Here is a 13,117-nt window from a genome sequence, read left to right as displayed (position 1 = left end):
TAAGCTTGCGCCGCCGGGCAACTCGCCGGGTGGCGCTAACGCTTACCCGGCTTACGTTCAGACATTCAATACGTATCCATACAGCCGCTTAATCCCGTCCGCATCTTTCTCGCTGTAAACGCCCTGCAACTCTGGCGAGAAACCCGGCAGCATATTAATGCCCTCTTCCAGCGCCAGGAAGTAGCGCTGTACTGCTCCACCCCAGACTTCCCCCGGCACCACACACAGCACGCCCGGCGGGTATGGCAGCGCACCTTCGGCGGCAATGCGTCCTTCGGCGTCACGAATACGCACCAGTTCGACGTTCCCGCGAACGTACTCCTGGTTGGCATCCTGCGGGTTCATCACCACGGCGGGCAGGCTCTCCTGACGGAACATCGCCTTCTGTAAATCCTTCACGTTAAAGCTGACGTAGAGATCGTGCATCTCCTGGCACAGCTGACGGATCGTATAGTCGCGGTAACGCACCGGGTATTTCTGATAGATAGTCGGAAGCACATCCGCGAGCGGCGTGTCGTCTTCAATATGCTGCTCAAACTGCCCCAGCATCGCCACCAGCTGCATCAGCTTCTCCGCGCTCTCGGCTGGCGTCAGCAGGAACAGGATGGAGTTGAGATCGCACTTCTCCGGCACAATGCCGTTTTCGCGCAGGTAGTGGGCGAGAATGGTCGCCGGAATGCCGAAATCGGTATAGTGCCCTGTTTCAGCATCAATGCCCGGCGTGGTCAGCAGCAGCTTGCACGGATCGACGAAATACTGCTCGCGTGCATAGCCTTCAAAACCGTGCCATTTTGCACCCGGTTCAAAACTAAAGAAGCGACGCTCGCTGGCGATGGCCTGCGTGGGGTGATCCTGCCATGGCCGCCCCGCCACCACCGGCGGGATAAACGGTTTGATCATATGGCAGTTGGCGATGATGGCCTTGCGCGCCTCAATGCCCAGCTCGACGCACTCCGCCCACAGCCTGCGCCCGCTCTCGCCCTCGTGAATTTTGGCGTTCACGTCCAGCGCCGCAAACAGCGGGTAAAACGGGCTGGTGGAGGCGTGCAGCATAAACGCGTTGTTCAGCCGCTTGTGCGGGCAGAAGCGCGACTGACCGCGAATATGGTTATCCTTTTTATGGATCTGCGAGGTTTGCGAGAACCCGGCCTGCTGTTTGTGCACCGACTGGGTCACGAAAATTCCCGGATCGTTCTCGTTCAGTTCCAGCAGAAGCGGAGACGTTTCCGCCATCATCGGGATAAATTGCTCGTAGCCGACCCAGGCGGAGTCAAAGAGGATGTAGTCGCAAAGGTGACCGATCTTGTCGATCACCTGACGGGCGTTGTAGATCGTGCCATCGTAGGTGCCGAGCTGAATGATCGCCAGACGGAACGGGCGCGCCTCGGCGGCTTCCTGCGGCGCGACGTCACGGATCAGTTCCCGCAGCCAGGCCTCATCAAAGCAGTGTTCATCAATCCCGCCGATAAAACCAAACGGATTACGGGCTGCCTCAAGATAGACAGGCGTTGCCCCGGCCTGGATCAGCGCCCCATGATGGTTGGACTTATGGTTGTTACGATCGAACAGCACCAGATCGCCACGGGTCAGCAGCGCATTGGTCACCACTTTATTGGCCGCCGACGTGCCGTTCAGCACGAAGTAGGTTTTATCCGCGTTGAACACTTTCGCCGCGAACTTTTGCGCGTGCTTGGCGGAGCCTTCGTGGATCAGCAAATCACCGAGCTTCACGTCGGCATTGCACATATCGGCGCGAAAAACGTTCTCACCGAAGAAATCATAGAACTGCCGCCCCGCGGGGTGTTTTTTGAAAAAGGCACCGTGCTGGTGACCCGGACAGGCAAAGGTGCTGTTTCCCATCGCCACATACTGGCTCAGGGTGTCAAAAAAGGGTGGCAGCAGGTTCTCTTCATACCGGCAGGCGGCAGATTCCAGTTCCAGCAATTCCTGTGCTTTACCCGAGATGATCGCCGTGACACCCTCTGGCACCTCTCCTGGCTCTGTTGAGAACATAAATACCGGTAGCTGAAAGCCCGTACGCTTCAGCAACGCAAGAATGCCGCTGTAGCTTTCAACAACCGTAATGACGACTGCCGCCACATCGGTGAAATCGGTGTTATCCAGCATAACTTTTTCGCGATGTGTAGAAACTTTGGATACCAGCTCACGGCTGACGGCAATTTTCATGGTTTTCATAGGCGCAAATACCCTCACCGAACGGTGAGACAGGAAGGAGAAAATTCGCGCAATCATGTCACCTTTTATTTTCAGGTGCAAGAAGGAATCAGTATGCGTTACGCCTCCCAAAGCTAAGCATAATCAGGGGCGGACGTGTCATAATCATGCAATGCCAGTGCTTAAATAACAGGAGTTAAACGTGGTAATTGGACCCTTTATCAATGCGGGAGCCGTATTGCTGGGCGGCGTACTTGGGGCAGTATTAAGTCAGCGCCTGCCGGAGCGTATTCGCGTCTCCATGCCTTCTATTTTTGGCCTGGCGTCGTTAGGGATTGGTATCCTTTTAGTGGTGAAATGCGCCAACCTGCCGGTGATGGTACTGGCGACGCTGCTCGGCGCGCTGATCGGCGAGTTTTGCTATCTGGAAAAAGGCATTAATCACGCGGTAGGCAAAGCCAAAAATCTGATTGCCCGACCGGGCAAGGCGAAGCACGGCACGCACGAGTCGTTTATTCAGAACTACGTTGCGATCATTATTCTGTTCTGCGCCAGCGGCACGGGGATATTCGGTTCGATGCAGGAAGGGATGACCGGCGATCCCAGCATATTGATTGCGAAAGCGTTTCTGGATTTCTTTACTGCCACCATTTTTGCCACCACCCTCGGCATCGCCGTCGCCGCGATTTGTGTGCCGATGTTGCTTATTCAGCTGGCGCTGGCCACCTGCGCCACGCTGATCCTGCCGCTGACAACGCCAGCGATGATGGCAGACTTTACCGCCGTCGGCGGCCTGTTGCTGCTGGCGACAGGGCTGCGCATCTGTGGCATTAAGATGTTTGCAGTGGTGAACATGCTCCCTGCCCTGCTGCTCGCGATGCCGCTTTCCGCGCTCTGGACGCACTTTTTCGCTTAAGTTTGCGACGAAATGGTGAGAGAGTGTGCAGTCTGCACCGAAAGCAACAAATTTCGTTGACGCCGGAAGGAGGATCGGGTTTAATGCGCCCCGTTGCCCGGATAGCTCAGTCGGTAGAGCAGGGGATTGAAAATCCCCGTGTCCTTGGTTCGATTCCGAGTCCGGGCACCACTTATTTCGAACCCTCGCCTTTGGCGGGGGTTTTTGCATTCTAAGCCCGCCAGAACCACTACTTCTGCATTCCCTTAACGACACCCCGACCACTGCGTCAGCAGCGCATGCAGTTTAGCCGGCTCCAGAGGCTTGCGGAGCACCAGGTACCCCTCCTGCTCCGCCTCCAGCAGAACCGGTGAATTAAATTCGCCGCTGACTATCGCGCCGCTCATATCCGGCAGACGTTCAAAAAGCGCTTTCAGGATGTCGAAGCCGCTTTCGCCCGATCGCAGGCGCTGGTCGCACAGCACGGCGAACGGCGTAAAGCCGTCGTCGATGATGGCAAACGCTTCTTCAGCGGAGGCCGCACAGCGTACATCAATTCCCCAGACGCTCATCAGGCTCTCCCAGGCAGACGTCACCAGCGGGTCGTCATCGACGACCAGGCAGGAACCGTGCAGCGGCGCATAGCGTACCGGCGTGGCGGTGTTATCAGCGGCAGGTGGGGTGTCCAGCGCGCTATCTTCGCCAGCATATTGGGTAAAGCGCATCCAGAAGCGTGAGCCTTTCCCTTCAATGGATTGCATCCCGTATTTCACCTTCATCAGCTTGGCACAACGGGCAACGACGGCCAGTCCCAGCCCGTGTCCGGCGCTGTCGATCTTCCATGCCAGCTCGGGGCGGTAGTAAGGTGAGAAGATTTTGCCCTTCTCTTCATCGGCGATACCGACTCCCGTGTCCCACACCTCCACCATACACTCGTCACCGCGCGGTCGGATGGCGACCAGCACCCCACCCAGGAGCGTGTAGCGAAGGGCGTTTTGAATCAGGTTAATCAGAGACTGTTGCACCAGCAGCGGATCGCCCATCACGTAGATATGGCGTTTAGGCCGCCGGATGCCCAGCCTAAGCGCGCGGCTGTTGGCCTCTTCGCGAAACAGCGTGATGACCGAGTCGAGCAGAGCACCGATATCCACTTTGGTCGGGGCAGAGAGGACATTCCCGGATTCTATTTTGCTGAGATCGAGCAGAGAATTGAGCATTAAATGCACCGAGCGAACGCTCTGCTGAAGGTCAAGGAGTTGCGGCGTCAGGCTGTCGTCCCGGTTTCGGTGGAGGATGGCTTCGATCAGAAAGCCCATTGCGTGTACGGGCTGGCGCAGATCGTGGCTGGCGGTTGTCAGAAACTGATTTTTATCCAGCAGTGCCTGCTCCGCGTCCTCTTTGGCCTGACGAAACTGTTCCGCAAGGCGTGAGCTTTTTTCCTCAAGCAGCGCTTGCTGAATAAAGAACGCATGGGAAGTTAACGCATGGCGGTAAATCGCGAAGCCGTAAAGCAGATTCAGCATGAGCACGATGAACATCAACTCATCCAGCCGCCAGATAATACCGAGGTTCAGCACCCCCCAGGAGGCGAAGAAAAAACGCGTAAAGGTACTGATGACAGGCGTCAGATGCGTCGCATTGGCGGCGACGATGGCGGCGATACTGATATTAAGTAACAGGAAAAAGTCAAAATTCTGCGTCTGTGGCGTAATTAAATAGAGTGATGAAATTCCCAGCCCGTGAATAAAGGCGATATTATTAATACGCGGAAGCCAGCGTCGCAGAACGTCCCTTTCACCGTTTTCTTTCGCTTCACGCTGATAGCGTCGGTGCAATAGTCGTATCGCCACGGCACATAGCAGATAAATAATTATCCAGATAATCGTTGGGCCGAGTTCGTCCCCAAGCATATAAATCCAGATGGCGAAAGGAATACCAACAAAGGGCACCGCGCTAAAGCTAAATACCAGCCGCAGAAAGGTGTTGTTTAGCAAACGGATCTGCGCCGGAGCAGAGATACCATCATTTTGTAAGCTCTGGAAAAATCTCATTCCGATGGTTCCTGCTTGCCATGCAGAAGCGTGATGGCTTCGACCCGGCTGTTAACGCCTATCTTTTTCAATATATTGCTGATGTGTTCTTTGACCGTGGGCTCAGAAATTGAAAGCTGGGCGGCGATGCGTTTATTTGGCAGGCCGCGCATAATCATATTTAACACGTCTATTTGTCGCGGCGTTAAGTTAAATTTACTTAACTTCTCATTATTCGTCTTAACGGAAATTTCGTTTCCCTCAGGAAACCAGGTCTGATTATCAGTGAGTGCAAAAACGGCCCGCGAGAACATCTCAGGTGGCTCGCTTTTCAATACAAAACCGTGTCCCCCGGCGGCATTAACTTTGCGCCAAAGATCATTATTGTCATCCCCGCTGACCACCAGGAGTCGTACCTGTGGGTAAAGTTGCTTTACTTCTTTGAGTAATTTCAGGGCCGTTCCGGAAGAGAGCCAAAAATCGATTACCAGCAAACGTGGCGGGCCATGATCCCTAATTTGGCGGTAGCAATCATCCTCATTCGTCACCACACACGCCTGCTTAAACTGGCAATGTGTAATCAGAAAATTGGCGATGCCGCTTGCTACCAATGGATGGTCATCAACGACTAACGCATAATTCTGTCCCAAAGGAGCCTCCTTTTACCTTCGCATATCTTAGAGTACAGATGAATTATTATCTACCCACCCTACTTTAGGAGGGTTTTTTCGATTAGGAAAGAGAAATATATTATTCGCTGATTTGGGTAAAAGAAAACATAAATACAATCAGTGAAATTAACTGGTTGGATATCAAGGATAATTTATGAAAAAACCACTCATCGTTTTAACCGTTACGTTGATGCTGGCCGGTTGTTCCACGTTGAAAACCGATCAGGCTATTCCACTCCTACAGGCGGAGACCGCTAAAATGCTGGGACTGGGCTCATCGGATGAAATAACCGTATCCAACGTTAATGGCGCCCAGCCGGACGCACTGGGAGGACAAAAACTCTCTTATCGCGCCACGACAGAAAAAGGGCGTATTTTCGATTGTTCATCGATGATGATGCCGGGAATTTTAGGATCTGCACCGACGCTGAGCGCGCCAACCTGTACACCAGTTGTCACACATAAATAATTAGCACCACATTAAAAGGCGTACATAAATAACGCCTTTTACATTATCTGACGTATCTGAGTTTTCATATAAAAACGATGTTCCTGACATCATGCTAATGAGTACGGAGATAGCCCGTGAATAACTCTACATCGCATTCTTTAGCGGTTAAGACGCCGCTTTCCAGACTTTACCTCGCTCTATTTTCCGCGCCGCTGTTACTGTTTTTACCTGCCGATGTCGCGCGTGCAGCCGATGCCTTTTTTGATGGCGAGTCGCGTATTACCGAAACGCTGGGTTACACCGGAGATGTTTATGTTGGACGTAACCAACGCGGAAACCTGCTGATCGATAATGGCAAAATCACCGCCTATAACATCAATATCGGTCGGCTGTTCGACGGCAAAATTTATGAAAGCGTGGTCACGGTCCGTGGGCCAGACGCTGAGCTTAACGCGGTGAACGATCGGTACGTCCTGCGCGGCGACCTGAATCTTGGCCTCGGCACCCTGCGAGTCGAAGAGGGCGCGCTGGCGAGCGCGAAGGAGATCGTTGTCGGCACCACCCGCGGCTACGACAGCCACCTAATCGCCACGGGTGCCGGCTCTCGTGTGACCAGTAATTTTCTCAGCGTAGGCACCGATCTGGGCGCACGCTCTACGCTTGCGATTGAAGACGGCGCGGCGCTCAATACCGCCTACGATGCGCGCATCGGCAACGGTACCGGACCGGGTGAAACCGACACGCTGAGCCCGAAAGCCACCGTCACGGGGAGCGGCTCACAGTGGAACGTTGGCCGTACGTTGACGCTTTATGGCGACCTGGACGTGCTGAACGGCGGGGTGGTTAACGTTGGCGGCGTGCAGGTGGCGGGCGTCTCCGGCGCAGGGAAAACCGCCGAGCTGGTTATTGCAGGCAAGGACTCGCGCTTTACCAGCGGCAGCAGCGTGAGCGTGGGCGATTATGGCAATGGCGTGCTGTCTGTGATTGACGGCGGTTCATTTTCCGCAGGCAGCAATGCGCTGATCGTGGGGACATCGGGTTCCGGCTCGAACCGAGGTGCGCTCATTATCGGCAGCCGCGGCAATATGGACACCGGCACGGGTTTAACTGAGCCAACGCTGGGCACGGCGGGCGGCGCAGGTACCCTCGATGCGAAGACGGCAATCAGCCTGCGTGGCGGACTGTTCGGCAGCTATGTCTACTTCAACCATACCGACGGAAATTACCTCTTCAGCAACACGATGAGCGGTGAAGGTGATGTGATCAACACCTCCGGGCAGACGACGCTGAACGGCGATCTTTCCGCACTCAAGGCAAACGTAACCGCGCGGGGCGGTAAAGTCATTATTGCCAGCAATATTAATACTCAGCCAGAAGACGATATCTTTGACGTCCAGACCCTTAGCGCGGAGAACGGCGGCACGCTGATCCTCAATGCGACGGCGGGTTCAGACGTCAGCAACGGGGTGGGTTACAGCAGCGCCGCGTCAATCAAGTCCGGCGGCACGCTGGGCGGCAACGGGACGCTGGGCCAGACCGAGATCCTGTCCGGCGGACACATCTCGCCCGGCGACGGCAATATCGGTACGTTGACGCTGAAACGCTATCTGAACTTTATCGGCGAATCCTTCTATGACGTCGATATCGCAGGAGATGGCCGCAGCGACCAGCTACTGGTATCGGGCAAAACCACCATCAGCAATCAGGCTAAGGTACAGGTCACCGCGCTGGATCCGCAAACCAGCTATAAAACGGGCCAAAGCTACCGCATTTTGACCTCCGACGGGGGAATCGACGGTGAGTTCGCCGGAGCGATCTCCAAATCCGCCTTCCTCGACGTGGCGCTTAAGCAAAGCACCAACGCCGTCGATCTGACCATCGCGCAGAAAGAGACCGGTGGCGAGAATCCTGGTGGTGAAAATCCCGGAGGCGAAAACCCTGGCGGTGAGAATCCTGGTGGTGAAAATCCCGGAGGTGAAAACCCGGGCGGTGAGAATCCTGGTGGTGAAAACCCCGGAGGTGAAAACCCGGGCGGTGAGAATCCTGGCGGTGAAAACCCGGGCAGCGGCAAGCCGGGCATTTTCCAGACCGTGGCCCAAAGCAGCAACCAGTGGAATACCGCTGGCGCGCTTTCCACGCTGACGCAAAGCGGCCCGTCGCTGGCGCTGTATAACTCTCTGCTTCTGCTGAGCGCACCGGAAGCGCGCGAGGCGTTCAACCAGCTTTCTGGGGAAGTTTATCCGTCAATGCAGTCCAACCTGATCGCTGGCAGCACGCAGGTGTTTAACGTGTTAAACCAGCGGATGCAGCGCGCGTTTGATAACGACAGCCTGCCGATACCACCGTTAGCCATGTCGCTGGTGCAGCAGCCAGAGCCGCAAAACAATGGCGTCTGGGGCCAGACCTTCAGCTCCTGGAGCCGAAACAGCGGCGACGGTAACGTGGGCAAGCTGGACGGCAACACCACCGGCTTCCTGCTGGGGGCAGATCGCAAGCTGGCGGACCATAACGTGCGTGTCGGCGGCTACTTCGGCTACAGCCGGGGTGATTACGACGTCGACAGCCGTCGCTCCTCAACGGATACCGACAACTATCACCTTGGCCTGTATGCGGCGGGTCAACAAGATGCGTTCTCCCTTCGCGGCGCGCTGGGATACACCTGGCACAAGATCGAAGGCGAGCGCAATGTTGATTTCAGCGATTTCTCGGATCGGCTGAAGTCAGATTACGACGCTAACTCGCTGCTGGCGTTCACCGAAGCGGGCTACCGTTTCGGCCAGCCAGACAGGAATATTGAGCCGTTCGTCAATTTATCGTACATCCGGCTGCATACCGACAGCTTCAGGGAAGACGGCGGTGCCGCTGCGCTGAGCGTCGGTAACGAAACGATGAACACCTTCTACACGACACTCGGGTTGCGCGGTGTGACCGAGCTGCCGAAGTACGTTAACCTCTACGGTTCATTGGGCTGGCAGCACGCCTATGGCGATAAGAATACCTCTTCGCGCATGGCGTTTGCGGGCGGCGACGCGTTCATTACTCAGGGACAGGCCGTGGATGAGGATGTGATGGTCGGTGATATCGGTGTGAGCGTACAGCTGTCGCGTGCTGCGACGCTGGATGTGGGTTACCAGGGACAATATGGTGCGGATACCCGCGTCAACTCGGTTAACGCCAATCTGCGCTGGTCGTTCTGAATTATTTCCATTAAAAGAACCCGCCCTCGTGGCGGGTTTCTGCTTTTGGCTTCTGACGAAGCTAGGGATCGTTCCCAACCGCGTCCAGCAGTTTGTTTTTAAAGATAAACAAACACGCCTCGTTGAAGTTCCCTGCCCCTAACCGCTCCGACAGCACTGTTCGCTTGCGATAGAGGCTTTTAACCGACATATTCAGCTTATCTGCAATCTCTTCCATTGACCTCCCTGCCTTCAGCAACCGGATCATTATCGCTTCGTGTCGACTCAGCCGTAAGTTAAGCAGCCATTTGGTGGTCAGACGCCTGCCTTTCATATCGAGCACCAGATTGAATAACGACGCCATATCCGGAGCCGTAAGCGACGTGTTCATAAACAGCTTCATACTGAGAAGATCCTCCTCTCGAGGACGCATATCCAGCATAACGCAGCAGATCGTTTTTCTCGTTCTGGCCGGATGGCGTATCAGGTAATCATATAAACGGAGCGGCGTACGGCTATCAATCAGTACAGTATATTCATTTGCGTCGGTATCAAATATGTTTCTGTCTATCGAACTGAGGCAAATTATATCCGGGAAAAATAGCCGCATCCCCCTGACAAGGAAACAATCCTGAGTCACTAACACTATTGAAGTCGCCACTAACCATCCCTTTTAGATTAAAGCAAGCCCGCCTCTTAAGAAACAAGAACGCTTTCGTTTATAGCGTTTTACATTTACGGCAAATGTTTTCTGGCTTTGATCATCCCTCAATATGACATTGGTGAGCTAGACTTTTTGCAGACTATCACTCAATGTCTGTCGTTAATTATAAATAAAAAAGAATTTCAGAAAAGTCACTTCTCTGAACATTAAGAATTTTTGTCATGAAACTTCCCAAACATGCACCAGAAAGTACTTTAATTAACTCAGCAGAACTTCATTTCGAATATAACAAAACAGTAAGCAGAGAATGAAAAATCATTTAATATCAATTAATTAAAAACAACAACCCTGCACTGAATTATCTAAAAAACTTACTTCTTCCAGAATTATCTCAAAACCTCTCAGCCGCTTTTCAACTTATTTATCCCCCAACACATCGGGTGTACATTAAGCCCAATCAGACCACTGAGATGAGGGCTCATAATTACCTTTAAGTAAGTACCCCATAACGTAGCATCATTCAGATTTAATGTTCTTCTTTATGCCCTTTAACGCAGAGTTAAAAGGCGGCCGTGTTATGCAATGGATTCACGATAAACAAATGGCAAATAGATATGGAAAGATCGCTTAGCTTCACTACGTTATTCTTTTATCGCACCACAATATTATTGTTCCTGCTTTTACTCTTTCCTGTTCTGGTTCAGGCTGATGAATCCGTTTATGAGCATCAGATACAACAGGCACGTAACGGTAATTACGCGCTGTTTCTTGATTACCTACAGCGCTATGAGCAACAACATGCTTTAACACCCGGACAGGTCGCGGACTGGTTACAGGTAGCCTCCTGGGCAGGACGCGATGACGAGGTTATTCGGGTCTGGCAGCGTTATGGTATTTATATGCCGCTGCCCGCTCGCGCCATCGCTGCTGTCGCCCAGTCCAGAAGAAACCAAAAAGCCTGGCCATCCGCCTTATCGCTGTGGGAAGAGGCGCTCAGCCTTGCGCCGGATAACGACGATTACCGCATCGGCTATGTTAAGACTCTGGCCGATGCCCGCAGAGATCGCCTCGCACTTTCGGAAGCCCGGCGGCTGGTTAAGGACGATCCTTCTCCTGCGCACCTTGAGACGCTCTCCTATGTCTGGATGCGCCAGGGAAAAAACGGGGACCGGCTGCTGGCGGACATGCGCGCGCTTAACGCCGCACCCGGGAATAATGCCCTTCTTCGCGAGACGATCGAGGCGTTAACGGAGAACCGGGTAAGCACGCCCGCACTCTGGCTGTCGCAAAGCGCGGCGATGTCTCCCGCGGAGCGTCGCCGCCTTGAGCGTAACGCCGCGGCTGAAAGGGTACGCCTGGCGGATGTGCCTGGCAGAACGGAGAAAGAGCGCCTGCGGCTGGCACAAAACGCATTAGATCGCTATCACGCCCTGCTTTCCCGCTGGCAAAACGAACCGCAGGCGGCTGAAGACGTCATCCTTGCCCGTATCGATCGGCTTGGCGCCCTGTATGCGAAGGGTGATTACCGGCAGGTCATTAGCGAATACGAGTCGCTGACGGCCGCACAGCATCCGGTGCCGGACTGGGTTATCGGCTGGGTGATCTCTGCATATTTGCAGGAGAAAAATGCCGTCGCCGCCTTCTCGCTTGTGCAACGCTATCCACACTACGCCTCCGATCCGCAGGATGAGGAGCATGCGCTTTTCTACGCCTGGCTGGATACGGGGCAGTATCAGACCGCCCGCCGCTACGTTGAACGCGAGACCCGCAGCGTTCCCTGGACCCGCTACGATTTCGGGTCCCCGACCGCTCAGCCGAACGATCGGTGGCTCACCGGACAGTCACTCAAACTTAACTATTTGCTGGCGACCAACGCCCTGCCGGAGGCCGAAAAGCTGTCGTATCGTCTGGCGTCAACGGCGCCGGGAAATCAGGGGTTACAGATTGATTATGCCGCCCTGCTTCAGGCCAGAGGCCTGCCGCGCGCGGCCGAGCAAAAGCTTAAACGAGCAGAGGCGCTTGAACCCGCGAATCTGGAGCTTGAAAAACAGCAGGCTTACGTCGCAATGGACCTTCAGGAGTGGCGCCAGATGGATTTACTGTCTGATGACGTAATTGCTCGCGCCCCCGCCGATCGCAGCGCCCGTCGCCTGGACAGGCTCAGAGCGGTCCACCATATGTCTGAGCTGCGTCTGAACGCGGGTAAAGGATTGCACTCAGATAACCCCGTCAGCGGTAGCCACGACATGAGCTGGGACGCCACGCTCTATGGCCCGCCCGTGGCGGATAACTGGCGGCTGTTTGCTGGCACCCGCTATGCCCAGGGGAATTTCGACGAAGGTAAAGGCATCAGCCGCCACCTGCTGGGCGGCGTTGAGTGGCGCCCCCGTGACCTCACGCTCGAAGCCGAGCTCTCCAGCAACCGCTATCACGGCACAAACAGGCCGGGCGCACGGCTCTCAACAACCTACAGCCTGAGTGATAACTGGCAGGTCAGCGGTAACCTCGAACGCTTGTCACGCGCGACACCCTTACGGGCATTACGCAATGGGATCAGCGCCAACCGGGGTGAAGGGGGGGTGCGCTGGTATCAAAACGAGCGACGTGAATACCAGTTCAACGCCGCCGTCAGCCGCTTCTCAGACCACAACCGCCGTCAGGAATACACCCTCTCTGGGAAAGAGCGTCTCTGGCAGACCCCGACCCTGACGCTGGATCTCGAACCGGGGATCGCCGCCAGTAAAAACAGCCTGCGGAATACGCTCTATTACAACCCGGCACAGGATCTGTCCGTGACGGCTGCCCTGTCCGTTGACCATGAGATGTACCGCCACTACGACACCCTCTGGAGCCAGCAGTTCGTGGCAGGCGGCGGCAGCTACTGGCAGAAAAATCAGTCACCTGGCGCCATTACCCTGATGGGTTACGGGCAACGCATCCAGTGGAACAACGTTGTCGATACTGGCGTGATGCTGAACTGGGATAAGCGCCCTTACGACGGCAAACGCGAGAGCAATCTCTCCGTCACGTTAGATGCGACTTTACGCTTTTAAGG

At 54.8% G+C, this 13,117-nt stretch carries 8 protein-coding genes and 1 tRNA gene; 5 read left to right on the top strand and 4 right to left on the bottom strand.

Features of this window, described 5'->3' with window-relative positions; translation table 11 throughout:
* Positions 1–57 precede the first annotated feature (57 nt).
* Positions 58–2,196 carry an ornithine decarboxylase gene (locus ACNQ0W_RS15625; protein ID WP_062933247.1) on the bottom strand — a complete coding sequence of 713 codons (2,139 nt, stop codon included), beginning with the start codon at positions 2,194–2,196 and terminating at the stop codon, positions 58–60.
* Positions 2,197–2,377: 181 nt separating this feature from the next.
* Between ACNQ0W_RS15625 and ACNQ0W_RS15620 the strand changes: the two genes are divergently transcribed.
* A complete protein-coding gene (locus ACNQ0W_RS15620) occupies positions 2,378–3,091 on the top strand; it encodes a DUF554 domain-containing protein (protein WP_003862452.1) in 714 nt (237 codons plus the stop codon).
* A gap of 95 nt (positions 3,092–3,186) precedes the next feature.
* Positions 3,187–3,262 (top strand) — tRNA-Phe (locus ACNQ0W_RS15615).
* A gap of 74 nt (positions 3,263–3,336) precedes the next feature.
* On the opposite strand, the gene ACNQ0W_RS15610 is transcribed toward ACNQ0W_RS15615, so the two are convergent.
* Both ACNQ0W_RS15610 and ACNQ0W_RS15605 read right to left on the bottom strand, forming a co-directional pair.
* On the bottom strand, positions 3,337–5,121 hold the full coding sequence (locus tag ACNQ0W_RS15610; protein WP_062933236.1) for a hybrid sensor histidine kinase/response regulator: 1,785 nt from the start codon (positions 5,119–5,121) through the stop codon (positions 3,337–3,339).
* On the bottom strand, positions 5,118–5,750 hold the full coding sequence (locus ACNQ0W_RS15605) for a LuxR C-terminal-related transcriptional regulator (protein WP_062933237.1): 633 nt from the start codon (positions 5,748–5,750) through the stop codon (positions 5,118–5,120). The genes ACNQ0W_RS15610 and ACNQ0W_RS15605 overlap by 4 nt, the downstream gene beginning before the upstream one ends.
* Positions 5,751–5,925: 175 nt before the next feature.
* Here ACNQ0W_RS15605 and ACNQ0W_RS15600 point away from each other — a divergent pair, with 175 nt between their 5' ends.
* Together ACNQ0W_RS15600 and ACNQ0W_RS15595 are read left to right on the top strand one after the other, a co-directional pair.
* Positions 5,926–6,240 (top strand): lipoprotein, encoded by a 315-nt coding sequence (locus ACNQ0W_RS15600; protein ID WP_017382737.1) that lies wholly within the window; start codon positions 5,926–5,928, stop codon positions 6,238–6,240.
* Between the two features lie 116 nt (positions 6,241–6,356).
* Positions 6,357–9,419: an autotransporter outer membrane beta-barrel domain-containing protein gene (locus ACNQ0W_RS15595; RefSeq protein ID WP_062933238.1), complete on the top strand. Its 3,063-nt coding sequence runs from the start codon at positions 6,357–6,359 to the stop codon at positions 9,417–9,419.
* A gap of 61 nt (positions 9,420–9,480) precedes the next feature.
* On the opposite strand, the gene ACNQ0W_RS15590 is transcribed toward ACNQ0W_RS15595, so the two are convergent.
* On the bottom strand, positions 9,481–10,008 hold the full coding sequence (locus ACNQ0W_RS15590; protein WP_003862459.1) for a helix-turn-helix transcriptional regulator: 528 nt from the start codon (positions 10,006–10,008) through the stop codon (positions 9,481–9,483).
* Positions 10,009–10,676: 668 nt separating this feature from the next.
* Between ACNQ0W_RS15590 and pgaA the strand changes: the two genes are divergently transcribed.
* Positions 10,677–13,115, top strand: a complete 2,439-nt coding sequence (pgaA, locus tag ACNQ0W_RS15585) for a poly-beta-1,6 N-acetyl-D-glucosamine export porin PgaA (RefSeq protein ID WP_062933239.1) — start codon at positions 10,677–10,679, stop codon at positions 13,113–13,115.
* Positions 13,116–13,117 lie beyond the last annotated feature (2 nt).

This window comes from Enterobacter cloacae complex sp. 6730903 (genome assembly GCF_048283985.1).
In the GTDB taxonomy this organism is placed as follows: Bacteria; Pseudomonadota; Gammaproteobacteria; order Enterobacterales; family Enterobacteriaceae; genus Enterobacter; species Enterobacter hormaechei_C.
Note: the sequence above shows the minus strand (reverse complement) of the source record. Positions and strands in the feature narration are given on the sequence as shown.